At 40.3% G+C, this 21533-nt stretch carries 15 protein-coding genes and 1 pseudogene; 14 read left to right on the top strand and 2 right to left on the bottom strand.

Features of this window, described 5'->3' with window-relative positions:
* Positions 1-168 precede the first annotated feature (168 nt).
* The 13 genes and pseudogenes from recA (at position 169) to mutL (ending at position 18780) form a co-directional block, all read left to right on the top strand.
* Positions 169-1212, top strand: coding sequence for a recombinase RecA (recA, locus tag KFQ09_RS01325; protein WP_007499478.1), 1044 nt, complete (start codon positions 169-171; stop codon positions 1210-1212).
* A 300-nt stretch (positions 1213-1512) separates the two neighbouring features.
* Complete coding sequence (gene rny, locus KFQ09_RS01320) at positions 1513-3075, top strand: ribonuclease Y (RefSeq protein ID WP_003211958.1); 1563 nt, start codon at positions 1513-1515, stop codon at positions 3073-3075.
* 89 nt (positions 3076-3164) lie between these two features.
* Positions 3165-3959, top strand: a complete 795-nt coding sequence (locus KFQ09_RS01315; protein WP_008344680.1) for a TIGR00282 family metallophosphoesterase — start codon at positions 3165-3167, stop codon at positions 3957-3959.
* A gap of 202 nt (positions 3960-4161) precedes the next feature.
* Positions 4162-4422 carry a stage V sporulation protein SpoVS gene (spoVS, locus tag KFQ09_RS01310; protein ID WP_003211281.1) on the top strand — a complete coding sequence of 87 codons (261 nt, stop codon included), beginning with the start codon at positions 4162-4164 and terminating at the stop codon, positions 4420-4422.
* A 203-nt stretch (positions 4423-4625) separates the two neighbouring features.
* A complete protein-coding gene (locus KFQ09_RS01305; RefSeq protein WP_144610109.1) occupies positions 4626-7670 on the top strand; it encodes an efflux RND transporter permease subunit in 3045 nt (1014 codons plus the stop codon).
* Positions 7671-7848: 178 nt separating this feature from the next.
* Positions 7849-8940 (top strand): L-threonine 3-dehydrogenase, encoded by a 1092-nt coding sequence (gene tdh, locus KFQ09_RS01300; RefSeq protein WP_255835987.1) that lies wholly within the window; start codon positions 7849-7851, stop codon positions 8938-8940.
* Entirely contained in the window at positions 8909-10090 is a 1182-nt protein-coding gene (locus KFQ09_RS01295; RefSeq protein ID WP_155923899.1) for a glycine C-acetyltransferase, read from the top strand. The genes tdh and KFQ09_RS01295 overlap by 32 nt, the downstream gene beginning before the upstream one ends.
* Positions 10091-10202: 112 nt before the next feature.
* Entirely contained in the window at positions 10203-11309 is a 1107-nt protein-coding gene (locus KFQ09_RS01290) for an MrcB family domain-containing protein (RefSeq protein ID WP_216942333.1), read from the top strand.
* Positions 11310-11399: 90 nt separating this feature from the next.
* Positions 11400-12926 carry a tRNA (N6-isopentenyl adenosine(37)-C2)-methylthiotransferase MiaB gene (gene miaB, locus KFQ09_RS01285; RefSeq protein ID WP_007499471.1) on the top strand — a complete coding sequence of 509 codons (1527 nt, stop codon included), beginning with the start codon at positions 11400-11402 and terminating at the stop codon, positions 12924-12926.
* A gap of 1 nt (position 12927) precedes the next feature.
* Entirely contained in the window at positions 12928-13362 is a 435-nt protein-coding gene (locus KFQ09_RS01280) for a regulatory iron-sulfur-containing complex subunit RicA (protein ID WP_008344661.1), read from the top strand.
* A gap of 248 nt (positions 13363-13610) precedes the next feature.
* The gene (gene cotE / locus KFQ09_RS01275) at positions 13611-14156 is read left to right on the top strand and encodes an outer spore coat protein CotE (protein WP_007499466.1); all 546 of its coding nucleotides are present in this window, start codon (positions 13611-13613) and stop codon (positions 14154-14156) included.
* 124 nt (positions 14157-14280) lie between these two features.
* Positions 14281-16857: a DNA mismatch repair protein MutS gene (mutS, locus tag KFQ09_RS01270; protein WP_255835986.1), complete on the top strand. Its 2577-nt coding sequence runs from the start codon at positions 14281-14283 to the stop codon at positions 16855-16857.
* A 22-nt stretch (positions 16858-16879) separates the two neighbouring features.
* A pseudogene (gene mutL, locus KFQ09_RS01265) lies at positions 16880-18780 on the top strand (DNA mismatch repair endonuclease MutL).
* Between the two features lie 538 nt (positions 18781-19318).
* On the opposite strand, the gene bslA reads toward mutL, so the two are convergent.
* Together bslA and KFQ09_RS01255 are read right to left on the bottom strand one after the other, a co-directional pair.
* Positions 19319-19855: a biofilm surface layer hydrophobin BslA gene (bslA, locus tag KFQ09_RS01260; RefSeq protein ID WP_017359045.1), complete on the bottom strand. Its 537-nt coding sequence runs from the start codon at positions 19853-19855 to the stop codon at positions 19319-19321.
* A gap of 125 nt (positions 19856-19980) precedes the next feature.
* Positions 19981-20382 (bottom strand): hypothetical protein, encoded by a 402-nt coding sequence (locus tag KFQ09_RS01255; RefSeq protein WP_255835985.1) that lies wholly within the window; start codon positions 20380-20382, stop codon positions 19981-19983.
* A gap of 590 nt (positions 20383-20972) precedes the next feature.
* Here KFQ09_RS01255 and KFQ09_RS01250 point away from each other — a divergent pair.
* Entirely contained in the window at positions 20973-21446 is a 474-nt protein-coding gene (locus KFQ09_RS01250) for a CarD family transcriptional regulator (RefSeq protein ID WP_007499456.1), read from the top strand.
* Positions 21447-21533: the final 87 nt, after the last annotated feature.

Below are 21533 nucleotides of genomic sequence, written 5' to 3'. Positions count from 1 at the left end.
TTATGAGGTTTACACCTTTATAAAAGAGCGTTTTTTCTAATAGAAACAGCTCTTTTCTTAAATAATCTGCCAAGAAAAAATCGAATATGTGTTCGTTTTTTTCTTGGCAAATGACGTAAAACAAGGTATAGTATAGATAGTGGAATTGATAAAGGAGGAAACAATAGAATGAGTGATCGTCAAGCAGCCTTAGATATGGCTCTTAAACAAATAGAAAAACAGTTTGGTAAAGGCTCTATTATGAAACTAGGAGAGCAAACAGATACACGTATTTCAACAGTACCTAGTGGTTCGTTAGCACTTGATACTGCGCTTGGAATAGGTGGATACCCTCGCGGCCGTATTATTGAAGTATATGGTCCAGAGAGTTCTGGTAAAACGACAGTAGCACTTCATGCGATTGCTGAGGTTCAGCAGCAGGGAGGACAAGCTGCATTTATCGATGCGGAGCATGCGCTAGATCCAGTTTACGCTCAAAAATTAGGTGTCAACATTGATGAGTTATTGCTTTCTCAGCCGGATACAGGAGAACAAGCACTTGAAATTGCAGAAGCACTTGTTCGTAGTGGTGCAGTTGATATTGTTGTCATTGACTCAGTAGCTGCTCTTGTACCAAAAGCAGAGATCGAAGGAGACATGGGAGATTCACACGTTGGTCTTCAAGCACGTTTGATGTCTCAAGCACTTCGTAAACTATCTGGTGCTATCAACAAATCAAAAACAATTGCGATCTTTATTAACCAAATTCGTGAAAAAGTAGGGGTTATGTTTGGTAATCCTGAAACAACGCCTGGTGGACGTGCACTTAAGTTCTATTCATCTGTTCGTTTAGAAGTACGCCGTGCTGAACAGTTGAAACAAGGGAACGACATCATGGGGAACAAAACGAGAATTAAAGTTGTGAAAAACAAAGTGGCACCGCCATTCCGTATTGCCGAAGTAGACATTATGTACGGTGAAGGGATCTCGAAAGAGGGAGAAATCATCGACCTTGGAAGCGAACTAGATATCGTACAAAAGAGCGGGGCTTGGTATTCTTATCAAGAGGAACGTCTTGGACAAGGACGTGAAAATGCGAAGCAATTCCTAAAAGAGAATAAAGACATTCTTCTTATGATTCAAGAGCAGATCAGGGAGCACTACGGTTTGGATACAAACGGAGTGAAATCAACTGACGAAGAAGGACAAGAAGAATTGGAATTGAATGACTAAAAAGACGCTGAAAAGCGTCTTTTTTTTACAATTACATAACAGCTAGCGGGTCAAAAGTTCTGTCTTTGCTTGAAATAACGACTTACGCCTTAGTCTGACTAGCTTGACAAGTATTTCCGACACAATTACAATGGGAATGTATCACTTGTTTTTCTTAACATGATTGATAACTAATTTAAACTTGACAAGGGCAGTGAGGATCTCATTCCCTGTGAAGGCCCTGTATGTTGAGACACAAAACAATGTACATGCCGACACTTTATTTGTAAAACCAAGTTCATAGCAAGAGGAGGTGAAAATATGTCGCCTACGATGTTTACGATCATCTCCATTTTGCTGAGCCTAATCTGTTTAGTTGTTGGCTACTTTGTTCGTAAAACCATTGCAGAAGCAAAAATATCCGGCGCAAGAAACATGGCCGAACAAATTGTTGAGGATGCAAAGCGTGATGCGGAAGCATTGAAGAAAGAAGCACTCTTAGAAGCGAAAGATGAAATTCATTCGTTTCGTGTAGAGGCGGAGCAAGAAGTTCGTGAAAGACGTAATGAGCTTCAAAGACAAGAAAACCGTTTACTTCAAAAAGAGGAAAACCTTGATCGCAAGGACGAATCTTTAGATAAACGGGAGTCCCTGTTGGAGAAGAGAGATCATTCTCTGAATGAACGACAACAACATATTGAAGAGATGGAAAGCAAAGTGGATGATATGATTCGTTTGCAGAAAGCTGAGTTGGAGCGTATTTCTAGTCTAACTCGAGATGAAGCGAAACAAATCATTCTGGATCAAGTTGAAAATGAGCTTTCCCACGACATTGCAGTCATGACGAAAGAATCTGAAAACCGGGCGAAAGAAGAGGCTGATAAAAAAGCGAAAAACATTCTTTCACTTGCGTTACAGCGTTGTGCAGCTGATCATGTAGCTGAAACAACAGTATCTGTAGTCAATCTTCCAAATGATGAGATGAAAGGTCGTATTATCGGACGTGAGGGACGAAATATCCGTACGTTAGAAACGTTAACAGGTATTGACCTGATCATTGATGATACACCTGAAGCTGTCATCTTATCGGGCTTTGATCCGATAAGACGTGAAACAGCGAGGATAGCTCTGGACAAGCTAGTCCAGGATGGACGTATTCATCCTGCACGAATTGAAGAAATGGTGGAAAAATCACGCCGTGAAGTCGATGATTATATCCGCGAGATGGGTGAGCAAACGACATTTGAAGTCGGAGTTCACGGTTTGCATCCGGATCTCATCAAAATTCTCGGTCGCTTAAAATTCCGTACTAGTTATGGACAAAATGTCCTGAAGCATTCAATTGAGGTTGCACATCTTGCAGGTCTCATGGCTTCAGAGCTTGGAGAAGATGCAAAGCTTGCAAAACGAGCAGGTCTTCTGCATGACATTGGAAAAGCCATTGATCATGAAGTAGAAGGAAGCCACGTGGAAATTGGCGTTGAGCTTGCGACGAAATATAAAGAGCATCCTGTTGTCATCAACAGTATTGCATCTCACCATGGTGACCAAGAACCGACATCTATTATCGCTGTTCTTGTTGCGGCAGCCGATGCATTATCTGCAGCACGCCCTGGTGCAAGAAGTGAGACGCTTGAAAATTACATTCGGAGACTTGAGAAATTAGAAGACATCTCTGAATCTTATGAAGGTGTTGAAAAATCGTTTGCGATACAAGCTGGACGTGAAGTGCGTATTATGGTGAAGCCAGATTCAATTAATGATCTTGAAGCTCACCGTCTAGCAAGGGATATTCGTAAGCGGATTGAGGACGAGCTCGATTACCCTGGTCACATTAAAGTGACAGTTATTCGAGAAACTCGCGCAGTAGAGTATGCAAAATAGAGCGGTGCGCTTAGCGCCGCTTTATTTTTTTGTGTAAATATGCAACACTGATAAGAAGATCATTTTATAAGAGAAAGGGTTCAAAACGTATGAAAATATTATTTGTTGGAGATATCGTTGGTTCACCTGGCAGAGATACACTGAAAGAATACTTGCCAAAGCTAAAGAAAAAATATCAGCCACACTTTACGATTGTCAATGGAGAAAATGCGGCTCATGGGAAAGGTCTTACTGAAAAAATCTATCATGAGCTGCTTCAAGCTGGGGCTGATGTGCTCACGATGGGGAACCATACATGGGATAAAAGAGACATTTTCGATTTCATCGATGATGCACCCCATATTGTTCGTCCGGCAAACTTCCCGCAAGGTACACCAGGGAAAGGGCTCACTTTTATTAAAAAACAAGGTAAAGAACTAGCTGTCATCAACTTGCAAGGCCGCACATTTTTACCTCCGATTGACTGCCCATTTCAAAAAGTAGATGAGCTCATAGCAGAAGCTTCAAAACGTACACCGTTTATTTTTATTGACTTTCATGGTGAAGCCACAAGTGAAAAGCAAGCAATGGGTTGGTATACAGATGGTCGTGCATCATGTGTCGTTGGAACGCATACACATGTTCAAACAGCAGATAACCGCGTCTTGCCAAAAGGAACTGCTTATATTTCGGATGTTGGCATGACTGGTCCTTATGACGGTATTTTAGGTGTTGATCGGGAAACGATTATTAAACGATTTAAAACAAGCCTCCCTGTCCGTTTTGAAATTGCAGAAGGCCGCACGACATTAAGTGCAGTGATCGTAGAAATTGACGAATCGTCGAAAAAAGCTGTCAAAATTGATCGAATTTTGATAAATGATGACCATATTTTCTTTGAATAAATATTCACATATTTATTTCAGAAAAATATTAATCAGAAAGAAGGAATATGCGCCCTCTATCGTGAATATAGTAAAAATGGTAGGTAGCCTGCTATTTTTGAAAAACATTTTGGGGATGGATTTTCAAAAAAATAGCAACATCTAACAAAGATTGTTCTAATGAACACTCACTTATCCATTGTAAATTTAAGGGGGAGCAAAAATGGAAATTTTAAAAGTTTCAGCAAAGTCAAATCCAAATTCAGTAGCAGGAGCATTAGCCGGCGTTTTACGTGAACGCGGTGCAGCGGAAATACAGGCTATCGGCGCTGGAGCACTGAATCAGGCGGTCAAGGCTGTCGCCATTGCAAGGGGATTTGTTGCGCCTAGCGGAGTGGATTTGATATGCATTCCAGCCTTTACTGACATTCTTATCGATGGAGAAGAAAGAACAGCAATCAAACTGATTGTTGAACCACGATAATTCTAATTTTATTATTTTCAACCTGCTTACATCATGTAAGCAGGTTGTTTTTGTTTACCGCTATACATTTCTCATATAACATATTTCTTTCACAAAATAGATAGAAAATGACATATTAGAGCTTGCATTTTTTCACCATGATGATAAATTAAGATTAAGTTGAAAATACTTCATCAAAAATAAATATTTAAGTAGGTGAAATAATGATCGAAGCTTTTTTAAAAAGAGGAAAGCTTGTTTTTATTTTATTTTTTATCGTTCTCATTGCTGGAGGTTATTTGTTTACACAGCTTCCTAAACGAGAACTGCCAGAGTTTCAAGCAAATATTGTAACCATTTCGACTGTTTTCCCTGGTGCTGATGCAAAACAGGTAGAAAGTGATGTCACCAATAAGCTCGAGTCGGCCATTTCTGATATCAATGGTGTAGAGAAGACAAGCTCTGTTTCTGCTATTGGTTTCTCAAATATTGTGCTTGAAATTGATGATCAAGCCGATTTTCAAAAGGTGGCAAGTCAAATCAAGAGTGAAACCACAAATGCCGCCTCTTCTTTTCCAGATGGTGTGATGGAGTCAGATGTAAAGGATGAGTTTGGCAATGTGCCAGTTGGTTCTTATATGATTGTAGCAAGTAACTCATCTGATTTAGCAAAAAGTCAGAAATCGCTGCGTGCGTTAAAAGAAAAAGTGGAGGACATCAAAGGTGTTGATGGAGTTGTCATCAAAGGATTCAATGACAAACAAGCAATATTGAACTTGGATTCAAGTAAACTGGAGGATAACGGGTTAAACGTGACCGATGTCACAAATGCCATCAATCAAGAATTTGGCACATCCCCTCTAGGTGACGTCCAGGCAGATGGAGAAAAGGTCAAGCTGTCCATTGATGCCTATGATCGTTTAGATCAAATCAAAAAGATTGAGATTTTCTCAAAAACGAGCCGCAAGCCTGTTACAATCGGTCAGCTTGGTCGTTTAAAAGAAGTAGAAAAAGAGAAAAGTGATATCGTTTCATATAACGGAAAGCCAGCCTATTCATTTACAGTCAATATCAAGCCGGGACTGGATATTCCTAAAATGTATGACAAAGTCAGTGCGGTCATTGAAAAAGAGAAAGAGCTGCCAAATGGTGTGGATTGGATAGACTACTATTCACAAAAAAGTGAAGTAGATGCTATTTTTAACGATTTAATCAAAGAAGCGATCGTGGCCGTCATCGCCGTCATTGTCGTCACCACACTTGGTCTAACCATTGGTGGTGCGTTTATCGTTTCACTTGCGATTCCGCTATCCATAACGATCGGAACCATCCCGCTGCCGTTTTTACAAGTGGACCTTAATCAAATTTCAATTATTGGCTTTATCATTGCGCTAGGGATACTTGTAGATGACGCCATTGTCGTCAACGATAATATTTTGAGGCAGATGAAAAAATACGAAAGTCCGCTTAAAGGAACAATTGCAGGTGTAAAAGAAGTGGCTGGATCCATTTTGACGTCAACACTGGCTGTTGTCTTTGCCTTCTTGCCGCTTGTTTTCCTTTCTGGTGCGAACGGTTCATTTATTCGAGCGTTACCGTCTGTTCTAGTCACAACTGTACTTGCGTCAATGGTCATTTCATTGACACTTGTGCCAGTGTATCAATATACAGCAAACCGAAAAAGAAAGAACAAGAAGATTCAAAAAGAACCGGGTTTTTTAGGCAAACCATTAAAAAGATTAGCTGATTTTTATGCAGATCGAGTACTGACAAACATCGTGAAGCGACCACTTCTCATTGGATTAAGTGGTTTGCTCGTTGCCACACTTGCCTTTTTGCTTATTTTCGCCACACCATTTGAGTTTTTCCCTGCGGCGAATAAGAAAGAGGTTGTTGTCACTGTGACACTTCCGAGTGAAACAACCTTAGATAAAACAAATGACACATTAGAGAAAATAGAACAAGAGATCAAACAGCAAAAAGGCATTGAAGAGACGGCCATTTTTGCAGGCGGCGGTGTGCCGAACTTGTTTAATGAAAGTATCTCAAACGCAAGTGATCATACTGGTCAGATTGTTGTCAGAGTTGACAATAATCAGATGACAAGCAAAGCATTGATCGATCGTATGACAGAGCCATTGCGAAAGAAATTTAAAGATGCTGATATCTTTATGAAAACCATTGTTCAAGGTCCGCCAACTGGAGCGCCTGTGACCGTCACTGTTGCAGGAGAACAATTTTCAAAACTCGTTGATGTGAAAGAGAAGCTCACAAAAGAAATGAAAGAAAGCGGAGCGAGCCTGATCACAGACGATGTCAATCAACCGGTGAAAACCATTTCATTTGAATTGAATCGTGACCGAATGGCAGAGGATGGGCTCACTGCTCAGTTTGTCAGCAGACAGCTTGGCCTTGTTACAGAAGGAATTCCATTAGGCACCTTTAAACAAGGAACAGATGACATCGACCTCGTAGTGAAACAAGACATGAGCACACATCAAAACGGACTGAAGCTAAAAGACATCAAGGTGCCTGTGAGTCCAAATGAGGGTGGCATGCCTCAACTTGAGCCGCTTAGCCGATACGTAAAGGAAAAAGAAACAGAGCAGTATGAAAGCATTCCGCATGAAAACGGGATGCCGACTATCACGTTAAAGGCATATCCTGGCACATCAGATACGTTTAAAGACGATATGACAGAAGTCATAAATGAAGTTGGGAAAAGCGATGCAGCGAAGAATTTGACCATTTCTCAGGGCGGAGAAAATGAAGATCAAACCCAATTCTTTATTGAAATTAGTCTCTTATTTGGGGTAGTCCTGCTGCTCATTTATGTGACCATCGCTTTCCAGTTCAATTCACTCATGCTGCCGCTTTTAGTTCTTGGAACGGTTTACTTAGCGATATCCGGAGCCATTATTGGACTATTTGTCACTCAAACGCCGTTTAGCTTTATGGCCACAATGGGGATTGTCTCATTGGCAGGTATTGTTGTCCGAAATGCGGTCGTTTTGTTTGAATTTATTGAACAGCGGCGCAAGCAAGGTCTCGATCAACAGGCAGCTGTGATTGAAGCGGGGAGAGCAAGGATTAGACCTATTTTGCTGACAGCATTTACAGCACTTGTCGCTCTTATGCCTGTTGCTTTAAGTAATGATCCGCTCTTTAAGCCGCTAGCGATCTGCATCGTATCAGGTGTCTTTTTCTCAACGATTCTGACACTACTGATTGTGCCGGCTTTATATGTAGCCGTTTCAAAAAAACGCTGACAACTTAAAAGCAAATCTCCGAATAAAAGGAGATTTGCTTTTTTTTTTTAGAAAAATATCTAAAAAAATATGTGGAGTGTTCATTTGTCTTCTCCTGAAAGACAGCGGTATTTACGTCTAAAATAAGACATGATAAGATCGGATTGGGAGAAGTTTTTTAACAAAGGGGTTGTACGTCATGTGTGGAACGATGAAAGCGATTGTTAAAAAAGAAAGCGCTTACGGAGCGGCGATGATGGAAATGCCGATTCCAGAAATAAGGAATCATGAAGTGCTTATCCAAGTAAAGGCTACATCGATATGCGGAACGGATGTGCATATTTATAATTGGGATGATTGGGCGAAGGGGAGAGTCAAAGCACCGTACATTTTTGGTCATGAATTCACAGGGGAAGTTGTCAAAACGGGGAACCAAGTCTCACGAGCAAAAGTAGGGGACTTTGTATCGGCTGAGACGCATATTGTCTGTAATCAGTGTTATATGTGTTTAACGGGTCAGCAGCATTTGTGCAGCGAAACGAAAATTTTAGGGGTCGACATTGATGGCTGTTTTGCTGAATATGTCAAAGTACCAGAACAAAATGTGTGGCATAATCCAGCTCAAATGCCAGTGGAACTTGCATCTATTCAAGAACCGCTTGGAAATGCTGTTCATACAGTTCTGCATACACCTGTTTCAGGAAAGTCAGTGGCGGTTTTTGGCTGCGGGCCCATTGGTTTAATGGCGATTGCGGTTGCAAAAGCCTCCGGGGCTGTCCAAGTGTTCGCTGTTGATAAAAATGAATACAGACTGGATCTTGCCCGTAAAATGGGTGCAGATCATATCGTGGATATCGGAAAAGATGATCCTGTTGCCATGATCAAGCAGCTCACGCGGATGGAAGGGGCAGACGTGATGTGTGAGATGTCAGGACATCCCGTTGCGATTAATCAAGCACTCGAAGCTTGTGCAAATGGAGGGAAAGTGAATATACTAAGTTTGCCAGAGCGGCCGGTAACCATTGACATTACGAATCAAATTGTTTTTAGGGGATTAACCGTGCAAGGGATCACGGGGAGAAAAATGTTTGAGACGTGGCGTCAAGTATCTGAACTTTTAAGAACGAATACCATTGATGTAAAGCCGGTTGTCACCCATACGCTGCCATTTGAAGATTTTGAAAAGGGATTTGAACTCATGAGAAATGGTACGTGCGGGAAGGTTGTACTGATCATGCCATCATATCAAAGGGGACGAAATGATGAAAGAATTTACGTATTTACAAGATGAATTAGACACAATGAAGCAGCAAGGCACCCATCAAACACTGAAAGAAATCGATTCCAAACAATCTTCCACGGTGACATTAAATGAACAATCCGTCATACAACTCTCTTCAAATAACTACTTAGGTCTCACCTCACATCCAAGGCTGATGAAAGCGGCAAAAGAGGCGATTGATGAATTCGGTGCTGGAACAGGATCTGTACGAACCATTGCTGGAACGATGACAATGCATGAACGGCTTGAAAAAAAGCTCGCTGCTTTCAAAAAGACAGAGGCAGCCCTTGTATTCCAATCAGGCTTTACGACCAACCAAGGGGTCTTATCCAGTATTCTCACAAAAGATGATATTGTCATTTCAGATGAGCTGAACCATGCATCAATCATCGATGGGATTCGCTTAACAAAAGCAGATAAAAAAGTATATGCTCATTCTAATATGGAAGAGCTTGAGAAAATATTAAAGAAATCGATGAATTACCGCGTCCGTCTTATCGTGACAGATGGTGTGTTCTCAATGGATGGAGATATTGCACCGCTTCCTGAGATTGTAAGACTTGCAGAAGCATATGATGCCTTTGTGATGGTAGACGATGCCCATGCGTCTGGAGTACTTGGTGAAAATGGCCGCGGAACAGTGAATCATTTTCAACTTGACGGCAGAGTGCATATTCAGGTTGGCACACTTAGTAAGGCAGTTGGTGTGTTAGGCGGTTACGTAGCTGGTTCTGCCGTTTTAATCGATTACTTAAAGCATAAAGCAAGACCGTTTTTATTCAGCACCTCACATCCGCCGGCTGTCACAAGAGCCTGTGAAGAAGCCATTGAAGTGCTGTTAGACGAACCGGAGCGCATTGAAACACTTTGGGAGAACGCGGCCTATTTTAAAGAAAAAGTCATCGGTCTTGGATTTGAGGTGGCACCAACAGAAACGCCTATTATTCCAATGATGATTGGAGACGAGGCACTCACTTTCCGGTTTTCAAAAGCATTAATCGAGCGCGGCGTTTTCGCTCAAGGCATTGCTTTTCCAACTGTAGCGAAAGGAAAAGCGAGAATTAGAGCCATCATCACAGCAGAGCACACAAAAGAAGAGCTTGACCGTGCACTGACAATCATCGAAGAAGAAGCAAAAAAACTGAATATACTTAATTGAGAGAGCTGAGGCTCTCTTTTCTTTTGCGCTAATCTTTCCATATTTCATCAAATCTACCGTTTGTTATGTATAATGTATGTAAAAAGATCTATTGAGGTAAGTGGTGAGGCAAATGTTATTTAATAAAGAAGATTTTCATGAACAATTTTTAGATTATAAAAAGAATACAAATACGGATAAAGATCACCCTTTTCACAACTTATTTAACAAAGAAATTCCAAACAAGCTTCGTCAAGAATTACAAAAACTTGGTATGAGAAATTTGGATAGAATTGATATTAAGGCATCTACAGGACATGGGAAAGTTGCAGAGTCTATTTGGATCGCATTCCTAGACAAACTTTTAACTTTGAACCATAAAACAAACAGAACAACAACACAAAAAGGATTATATATAGTCATTTTATTTGCTAATAACGGAAAGGACTTTTATTTATCCATTGGATTAGGTACTGAAAATTTATCTCTGGAAAAGATTAAAGGTGAAGCGGATATATGGCGAGAGCGACTAAGACCTCAATTGAAGCATAGTCCTAATTTAAATGGGTTTGAAACAGGTGACTTTTACCTAGGAGAGTCTGATAGACCAATAAAGTATGCAGCAGGTTCATTGGTATTTAAAAGGTATAACATCGATACACTAAATCAACAAGAATTTTTAAAAGATATATACACTTTGAATGAATTTTTTTATGATTTTATTTTCGAAGTATACTCTAATCCGGATATTGTGATGGACACAAAAGATAAAAAAAGCAAAAAACGAAAAAGAATCATTCATAGAGATGTTTATAAACAATTAAGAGAAGAAAGGTCAAAGCAAAACGAAGAGACAGGTAGAATAGCAGAGAAATTTGTTTATTATAAGGAAGTAGAACAATTAAAAGCAATAGGACGGGACCAATTAGCGGAAGCTGTCGATTGGGTAGCTGAAACAGAAGATGGTCACGGATTTGATATCAAATCTTATTACCCCGATGGAAAAGAGAAGCTTATAGAAGTAAAAGGATCTAAGCTGACTCACCATGACTTTCCATTCTTCTTATCTGAACAAGAAAGAATCGTAGCAGAAGAAGAAAAAGAATCATATGTAATTACTTTAGTTGAGAGTGTCGGTACACAGCAGATGAAGATTGTCAAAGAAATACAAAATCCTTTAGGAAAAGACGATCTCCATCTGAAGCCTACTCAATATTCATGTAAAATTCGTGTTGATTGAAAAGTGTGGACACATATGAATTTATTTTCATTTCACGACAAAATAGTCTATACTGTAGGGTGGAGCTTGGTTTGAAAGGAGTACAAATTCATGAATGAAGAGCAGAGAAAAGCGAGCGGACAAGTAAGTTCATCGGACAAAAAATCCGAGAAGGACTACAGCCAGTATTTTGAAGCTGTGTACATTCCGCCTTCCTTAAAAGATGCAAAAAAACGGGGTAAAGAAGAAGTCGAATACAATCAATTTCAAATTGACGAGCGTTTTCAAGGGTTAGGAAACGGCCGCAAGTTTTATATTCGCACATATGGCTGTCAAATGAATGAGCATGACACAGAAGTGATGGCTGGTATTTTTATGGCGCTTGGTTATGAACCAACAAATTCGACTGAAGATGCGAATGTCATCTTATTAAACACTTGTGCCATTCGTGAGAATGCAGAAAACAAAGTGTTTGGAGAGCTTGGTCATTTAAAAGCATTAAAGCGTGAAAAGCCAGATTTAATCTTAGGCGTCTGCGGATGCATGTCGCAAGAAGAATCGGTCGTTAACCGTATTTTAAAGAAACACCCATTTGTTGACTTGATTTTCGGTACCCACAACATTCACCGCCTGCCAGAGCTATTATCTGAATGCTACCTTTCAAAAGAAATGGTCATTGAGGTTTGGTCTAAAGAAGGCGATGTGATTGAAAATCTTCCGAGAGCCCGCCAAGGAAAAATTAAGGGCTGGGTGAATATTATGTACGGCTGTGATAAATTCTGTACATACTGTATCGTCCCTTACACGCGCGGTAAGGAAAGAAGCCGCCGTCCGGATGAAATTATTCAAGAGGTCAGACGCTTAGCAGCAGAAGGATATAAAGAAATTACCCTTCTTGGTCAAAACGTGAATGCGTATGGAAAAGATTTTGAAGACATGGAATATGGTCTTGGTCACCTAATGGATGAGCTGCGTAAAATCGATATTCCACGTATCCGTTTTACAACAAGCCACCCGCGTGACTTTGATGATCACTTAATTGAAGTGCTTGCCAAAGGCGGAAACCTTCTCGATCATATTCATTTGCCGGTTCAATCAGGAAGTTCTTCTGTGCTGAAACTCATGGCAAGAAAATACGACCGTGAACGTTACCTTGACCTAGTGCGCAAAATCAAAGAGGCAATGCCAAATGCTTCATTAACAACGGACATTATCGTTGGGTTCCCAAATGAAACAGATGAGCAGTTTGAAGAGACGCTTTCCCTCTATCGTGAGGTTGAGTTTGATGCGGCTTATACGTTCATTTACTCTCCAAGAGAAGGAACACCAGCAGCCAATATGAAAGACAACGTGCCAATGCGTGTCAAAAAAGAACGTCTGCAGCGCCTGAATGCACTCGTAAATGAAATTTCTGCGAAAAAAATGAAGGAATATGAAGGGCAGACTGTCGAAGTATTAGTAGAGGGTGAAAGTAAAAACAACCCTGAGATCCTAGCCGGATATACAAGTAAAAGCAAGCTTGTGAATTTTAAAGCACCAAAAGAAGCGATTGGCAACATCGTCAAAGTGAAAATCACACAAGCCAAAACTTGGTCTCTTGACGGAGAGATGGTTGGAGAAGCTATCGAGGTGAATTAAAATGACGCTTTATTCAAAGAAAGAGATTGTCGAGCGCGCAAGAGAGCTCGCGAAAATGATTTCTGAAACAGAAGAAGTTGATTTCTTCAAAAAAGCAGAAGCGCAAATCAATGAAAATACAAAAATTGCAGCGATCATTAATCAAATTAAGGCGCTTCAAAAGCAAGCTGTGAATTTAAAGCATTATGGCAAACATGAAGCCTTAAAACAAGTGGAAGAAAAAATTGATGCCCTGCAAGAAGAACTGGATGAGATCCCAGTGATTCAAGAATTCAAAGAATCACAAACAGAGGTTAATTCCTTGCTTCAGCTTGTAGCGCACACAATTTCTAATCAAGTAACGGATGAAATCATTCTTTCAACCGGCGGTGACCTCTTATTAGGAGAAACCGGTTCAAAAGTGAAAAACTCATCCCCAAGTTGCTCCATTAAATGAGAAAACCCCGCAGATGCGGGGTTTTTTGTTTTCTGATGTAAGAATTGAATACCTTCTTTCTCCTTCAGCTTCCATCAACCCCAATCTCTCACTCTCCAACTTTTCCAATTTTCAAGGCAAGTTTATGGGCGACCATGCATACACTGAAACAGAAATGAATTTAATTGAACATGAGACTCAAAATCGTGACACACTAGACGAATGCCCAGCATAAGATAAAACGATCAAGAACAAGGAGGCATGCCGGAATGTCTGAATACAGAGAAATTATTACAAAAGCGGTGGTTGCAAAAGGGAGGAAATTTACCCAAAGCACACACACCATTTCTCCATCGCAAAAACCAACCAGCATCCTAGGCGGTTGGATCATTAATCATAAGTACGATGCTGAAAAGGTCGGTAAAACAGTTGAGATTGAAGGTACATTTGATATTAACGTGTGGTATTCTTACGCAGACAACACGAAAACCGAAGTGGTCACAGAACGTGTAAAATATGTAGATATCATCAAACTGAGATATAAAGATAAAAACTTCCTTGATGATGAGCACGAAGTGATTGCGAAAGTCTTACAGCAGCCCAATTGCTTAGAAGTCACCATTTCTCCAAATGGCAATAAAATTGTCGTTCAAGCAGAGCGTGAATTCATTGCTGAAGTAGTAGGGGAAACCAAAATTGTTGTAGAAGTCAATTCAAGCTGGAAAGAAAAAGATGATCACGAATGGGAAGAAGAAGTGGATGAGGAATTAGAAGATATTCATCCAGAATTCCTCGCGGGTGATCCAGAAGAGTAATTGATGACTAGGGCGCATATCCCCCTAGTTTTTTTGTGCCTTGATCTAGGGAAAAAAGGTGAATTTTTATGCTATAATGAAAGATGGTATGAATTCGAAAGTAATATAGTGAGGGATTAGAAATATGGCAAGTTATACGCCCATGATACAGCAATATTTAAAGATCAAGGCAGATTACCAAGATGCCTTTTTATTTTTTCGCTTAGGCGATTTTTATGAAATGTTTTTTGATGATGCAAAAGAAGCAGCACAAGAATTAGAAATTACGTTAACAAGCAGGGATGGCGGGACGATTCCAATGTGTGGTGTTCCTTATCATTCTGCGTCTGCATACATAGAACAACTGATAGAAAAAGGCTATAAAGTCGCCATTTGTGAGCAGGTGGAAGACCCTAAAACGGCAAAAGGTGTGGTCAAAAGAGAGGTCGTTCAACTGATTACACCAGGTACGGTCATGGACGGCAAAGGACTGAATGAAAACGAAAATAACTTTATCGCGTCTGTTTCCAGCTTTCAAAATGGCTACGGTCTTGCGCTTTCCGATTTATCAACAGGTGAAAACATGGCGGCTTTCATTGAACGGTTAGATGAAGTTGTGTCTGAAATTTATTCTGTCGGTGCAAAAGAGATTGTGGTATCAAAGCAGCTCGATGAAGAAACGGTGAAAACCCTGAAGGAACGCTGCCAAGCGACCATCTCATACGAAGATAGCGCTGAATTAATAGATGAAGCTGAACGACTCGTTGCTCATCTTGACGAACATCTGAAAATAGCATTTTTAAAACTCTATGCATACTTAAGAAGAACGCAAAAAAGGAGTCTTGATCATCTTCAGCAAGTTCAAGTGTTTCAGCTTGAACAAACGATGAAAATTGATCTTTACTCAAAAAGAAACCTTGAATTAACAGAAACCATCCGTTCAAAAAGCAAGAAGGGTTCTTTATTATGGCTCTTAGATGAAACAAAAACGGCAATGGGCGGAAGATTGCTGAAGCAATGGATCGATCGTCCGCTCATCCGCCTTTCACAAATCAAAGAACGCCAGGAAATGGTGCAAATTCTGATGGAACATTTCTTTGAGCGAGAGGATCTGCGAGAACGTTTAAAGAAAGTGTATGATCTTGAACGTCTAGCAGGCCGTGTGGCATTTGGAAATGTGAATGCTCGTGATCTTATTCAATTGAAAGAATCTCTCAAGCAAGTGCCGGCTATTAAAGAGCTTGTCCATTCTCTCCCGGAGGAAATGGCGAAATCTAGAGCAAATGACATTGACCCATGCGGTGATTTACTTAATTTATTAGAAGATGCTCTTTATGAGAATCCGCCGATGACGTTAAAAGAAGGCAATTTGATTAAAGATGGCTACAATGCAAAATTAGATGAATATCGTGATGCGAGCCGAAACGGGAAAGATTGGATCGCTCGTCTTGAACAGCAAGAAAGAGAATATACAGGCATTCGATCGTTGAAAGTCGGCTTTAATAAAGTGTTTGGCTACTATATCGAAGTGACCCGTGCAAATACGCATTTATTAGAAGAAGGCCGTTATGAAAGAAAACAAACCCTTGCCAATGCAGAGCGGTATATTACACCTGAATTGAAAGAAAAAGAAGCCCTTATTCTTGAGGCGGAATCAAATATTAGTGAATTGGAATATGAACTATTTTCTGCGCTTCGGGAACAAGTAAAAGCGTATATTCCTAGATTACAGTTGCTTGCAAAACAAATGAGTGAGCTTGATGCGCTGCAATGCTTTGCCACTGTGAGTGAAAAACGGCGTTATGTTCGCCCTGAATTTTCATCAGATGAAGTGGAAGTCATTGATGGTCGTCATCCTGTTGTTGAAAAAGTGATGGATCATCAAGAGTATGTGCCGAATGACTGCCAAATGGGCAAAGGGAGACAAACCTTGCTCATTACTGGTCCGAATATGTCAGGGAAAAGCACATATATGAGACAAATGGCATTGATCTCGATTCTTGCGCAAATCGGCTGTTTTGTGCCAGCATCAAAGGCAACCCTTCCGATTTTTGATCAAATCTTTACACGCATTGGGGCGGCAGATGATTTGATTTCTGGTCAAAGTACTTTTATGGTAGAGATGCTTGAAGCAAAAAATGCGATGGTACATGCGACAAAGAACAGTTTGATTTTATTTGATGAAATTGGACGCGGGACAAGCACTTATGATGGAATGGCTCTTGCACAGGCAATCATTGAATTTGTGCATGATCATATTGGTGCCAAAACCCTTTTCTCCACTCATTATCATGAACTGACGGTACTGGAATCCCAATTAAGCGAACTGAAAAATGTCCACGTACGAGCAGAAGAACATGAAGGGACAGTTGTTTTCTTACATCAAATCAAAGAAGGAGCAGCGGATAAAAGCTACGGCATCCATGTAGCGCAGCTTGCTGAACTGCCTGATGCGATCATTGATCGAGCTCAGACCATCTTGACGGAGCTTGAGAGCGGATCACATGAAGTGATTCCGAGCGTCTCTAAAGCCCCGAAAAAAGAAATGGCTGAGGAAAAACAGCAGCTTTCTTTCTTTGAAGTGGAAGAAAAAACGCAAACAAAACCTGTGCTGAAAAACAAAGATCAAGCAGTGATCGAAGAATTGAAGTCATTTAATTTAATGGATATGACACCGCTTGAAGCGATGACAAAGCTATATGAATTGCAAAAGAAATTATAATGTAAGGTGAGGTGAGCAAGAAATGGCAAAGATTATTCAGTTATCCGATGACCTATCAAATAAAATTGCAGCTGGTGAAGTGGTCGAACGCCCGGCTTCTGTTGTGAAGGAGCTCGTGGAAAATGCGATCGATGCTAGTAGTACTGTCATTGAAATCGATGTAGAAGAAGCAGGACTTTCTTCTATTAGAATTATTGATAATGGGGTGGGAATCGATGCTGAAGATTGTAAGCTCGCCTTTCAGCGTCATGCGACGAGTAAAATCAAAGATGAAAATGATCTGTTTCGTGTCAGGACGCTCGGTTTCAGGGGGAGGCGCTGCCAAGTATTGCCTCCGTCTCTCACTTAGAAATGAAGACAAGTACCGGTGAAGGTGCTGGAACACACTTAGCTCTCCAAGGCGGGAAGATCATTTCGGAGAAAAAAACCACTGGCCGTCGCGGCACCGAAATTGTGGTCACCAACTTATTTTATAATACGCCAGCCCGTCTAAAATACATGAAAACTGTTCATACGGAGCTTGGCAACATTTCTGATGTTGTGAACCGAATTGCACTTGCTCATCCAGAAGTGTCGATTCGTTTGCGACATCAAGGAAAAGTGCTGCTTCAAACAAATGGAAACGGAGATGTGCGGCATGTGCTTGCGTCCATTTATGGAACGGCAGTGGCCAAAAAAATGCTGCCACTACATGTACAATCACTTGATTTTGAAGTAAAAGGCTATATTTCCTTACCAGAAGTGACAAGGGCATCACGTAATTATATGTCTTCTGTTGTCAACGGCAGATATGTCAAGCATTTCCCGCTGGTGAAAGCCATTCATGAAGGATACCATACACTCCTCCCGATCGGACGCCATCCGATTACATTTATTGAGATGAAGATGGACCCAATTTTAGTCGATGTGAACGTACATCCTTCTAAACTTGAAGTAAGACTAAGTAAAGAGCAGGAACTTCATGAATTGATCAAACAAGGGATTAAGGACGTCTTTCAAAAGCAACAGCTCATTCCAAGTGCTTCAGTGCCAAAAAAAGCACCAATGCCAGCAGTGAAAAATGAGCAACAGTCCTTATCTTTTGATTCTAAACAAACAATGAAAAGCCGAATGGAAACACCTGTTTCCTATGAGCCGGACTCGCTTGAATCGGCTGTATACGAGACCAGTCAGAACGACACATACGGGGTGCGTGAACCGGAAAGTACGGAAGCGCCTTTACCAGCATCGTCTGAAGAAACGTTTGACCATGTATATGTAGAGGAATCTGCAGCTTCGCATGAACAACATGACGAAGTGATACTGGAAGAGAGTGCAGCCCAGCATCAGGCTGAAAGTGAACGTGTCCCTGTGATGTATCCGATTGGACAAATGCATGGAACGTATATTTTGGCCCAAAATGAACGCGGTCTTTATATCATCGATCAGCACGCTGCCCAAGAGCGAATCAAGTATGAGTACTTTCGTGAAAAGGTAGGAGACATTGAACAGGAAGTGCAAGAAATGCTTGTTCCATTAACCTTTCACTACTCAAAAAACGATATGTTGATTATTGAAGAGCATATCGATATTTTAGCAAAAGTAGGGGTCTTCTTAGAGCCATTCGGATCAGGTAGCTATATCGTTCGATCGCATCCGCAGTGGTTTCCTAAAGGGGAAGAGGCTGAACTCATCGAAGAAATCATTCAGCAAGTACTTGATGAAAAGCGTGTGGATATCAAGAAACTGAGAGAAGAAGCGGCGATCATGATGAGCTGTAAAGGCTCGATAAAAGCAAATCGTCATTTGCGTAACGATGAAATCAAAGCCTTATTAGATGAACTCCGGCAAACACAAGACCCATTTACATGTCCGCATGGCCGGCCGATTATGATTCATCATTCCACTTATGAAATGGAAAAGATGTTTAAACGGGTGATGTAGCAGGATTTTAGCTGGTGGGTGAATCGGTTTGCCCACCAATTAATTTTTCAATCCGATAGTTTGGTTCCTGTTGTTGTGATGTGAAGATAAACATCCGCTGTCATGTTGTAAGGATAACCCCTTTCCTCAAATGGATAGGGGTTTTTGTTATTTGGTTATACGATTAGGTGTAGCGTGATATGATTGTAAAAAGGAGGGAATATGATGACATTCAAAAAAGCGTTCAATATAGGTTACTTTGTTTTGCTCTTATCTTTTTTTGTCGTATATTTTTTGCTTCCAGTCGACCAACTATTTACCGCAATGATGATTCTAACCTTACTATTTGGCGTATATCAATTTGTGATTTTAAAAAACTAAAAGAGCAAAAATAATAATAAAAAACGCCATATATGGGTTTGCCAACTAAATGATGACAGACCATAATGAGATATGGTGTAACAAATGAGATATGGTGTAACAATTATATAAAATGCAGTAAGCACAGCGGCAAGGGTTGTGATGAATGAGAAAAAGCGCTCTAAGAGCGCTTTTTTGTTTAGCATCCGCAAGGATTTGGCGGTGTGACGACAACTGGCCGTTTATTAATATCAATCGTATCCTCTGCATAAAATGTGGAACCAATGCTGATCGCACGATTTTCTGCGCGGAACGTATATGTACCTGCAGCAGGAAGTACTTTATGAGAAAGTTGTAATGTATATTGGGAACTTCCGAATAAATCGAAACGAGCTGGAATGCGGACAGTTTTTCCGTTGTTCAAAATGTAACTGTCTTTTAATGCTTTTCCGTTGATAATATCCTTTGTTGTGGCTTGAAAACCTGCTGGTAAAGTAAATTCAACTGCACCAATACTAAGAACAGAATTTGGACGGTAAGTCAGGTCAATGTCAGAAAAAGACCATTCCTGTTTACTTGCTCCTGTGATTTTTGCATAAAGTGCAGCTGGTCGTGCATTTGTTGAAGCTTTGCCTTCCTCTGTTTTAGCCCCTTCAGCTGATGCGGCTAGCGGTACTGAGAGTGCCATGACCAATGTAAGCATCCCCATCATAATGATTGTCCATGTTTTCTTCATTTCTTCCTTCCCCCTTGGTTGATTATAGGTAAATAATAGATGATTACATCCATTATTTACCTATAAGATTACCATATTCCTATATGTCATTAAATGGTATTTTATACCCTTATTTTGCTTGTTTTTTAGTAATAACGGGGTAGGAATGCATTTGGTTGGTTCATTCCGTAAGCATTTCCTGTCATATGATGATTTGCCGGCATCATCATCTGCATATCATGATAGCCATATGGCTGGTAGGGAGCCATACCATAATTGCCGTAGTGATCGAAGTGATGGTGATCGTTCATCTGTACATTTGAATAGGGTTCATACTGCTTCATAAAAGGGGAATAGGCTGAATGATGATGCGGATGGTGTCCGCTATAAGCATCTTTTTTACCGGTATGATAATGATTTGGCATATTCATAGGGTCATGCATGTTTGGTGCGATCATATGCTCATGATTGGCTGTATACACATTTTCAAACGTGTGATAGGGATTTCCTTGATGGTAATGGTTGGTTTGGTTATTCATATTGTTCATTTTGTATCTCATCCTTTTTTTCAGGTTGCCATATCTTATGAACTGCACCTGTTTCATGAGCCTATCCATATGAAAGAAAAGAACAACATGCAACAAAAAAACCGGCTTTTCAGCCGGGAAAACAAAAAGCAGGTGTAGCGTCAAACACTAAAATGAGAAGCTATGTCTTTTTCTGCGACGCTTCTTACATCTGCTGCAGACACTTTTAGGAAAATAATGGGGATCGTAGCTTCTTGAAGTATCCCAAAAATCGCTCTCAAACCAATCATCTTTTTTATGATAAAACTTCTTTTTTTCACACGGATCAATATGGTGATGATCGTCATGCTTTTTATAGCATTTTGAGTGGGAATGTTTGCTCTTGCATTTGCACATTGTCATCCCTCCTAAATGTGACTCAATGCTAGTATATGCAAGAAAGGTGTACGAGGACTGGATGGTGGCGCTCCTTTTGTAAAAAAAGGCTAATTCTTTAAAAACTCAAATAAAAAGAATTGACTAGTGCTAAATTAACATGATAAAATATAAATTTTTATCCTCTGCTGAAATGTGTTATAATGATATTGTGAATACTTTCGGAGGTGGCGGATTTGTTTCAAATAGGTGATAAAATTGTTTATCCAATGCATGGAGCCGGTGTGATTGAAGGAATGGAAGAAAAAGAGATTTTAGGTAAGACGCAGGAATATTTTCTGATTCAAATGCCGAATATGCAGATGATGGTCCCAAAAGGCAGAATCAATCAACTAGGTATACGTCCGGTAGCTGATCAAGCTACGCTGAAAGTTGTGATGAACAATTTTGCAGAAGAAACAAACGACGACACGCTTACTTGGAAGCAAAGATATGATGAAAATCTGAAAAAGCTAAAAACAGGTTCGATTGAAGATGGCGCAGACGTTGTCAAAGATCTGATGAGACGTAATCAGAAAAAAGCCTTAAATTCTAGTGAAAAGAAGATGCTTGAAGATGCACGGGGCATGTTAGTGAGCGAAATTTCACTGGCACAAGGCATGTCGCAAGATGAAGTGCTGACAGCATTAGAGAATGAATTAAGAGTTTAATGCTGGATATACAGAGACTGGCTGTAAACAGAAGGAGATATTCCTTTTGTTTACAGCTTTTTTATTTGAAAAAAGATGAAAATTCCC

Origin of the sequence: Bacillus sp. FS02 (assembly GCF_024398395.1) — a bacterium.
GTDB classification, from domain to species: domain Bacteria; phylum Bacillota; class Bacilli; order Bacillales; family Bacillaceae; genus Bacillus; species Bacillus altitudinis.
Note: the sequence above shows the minus strand (reverse complement) of the source record. Positions and strands in the feature narration are given on the sequence as shown.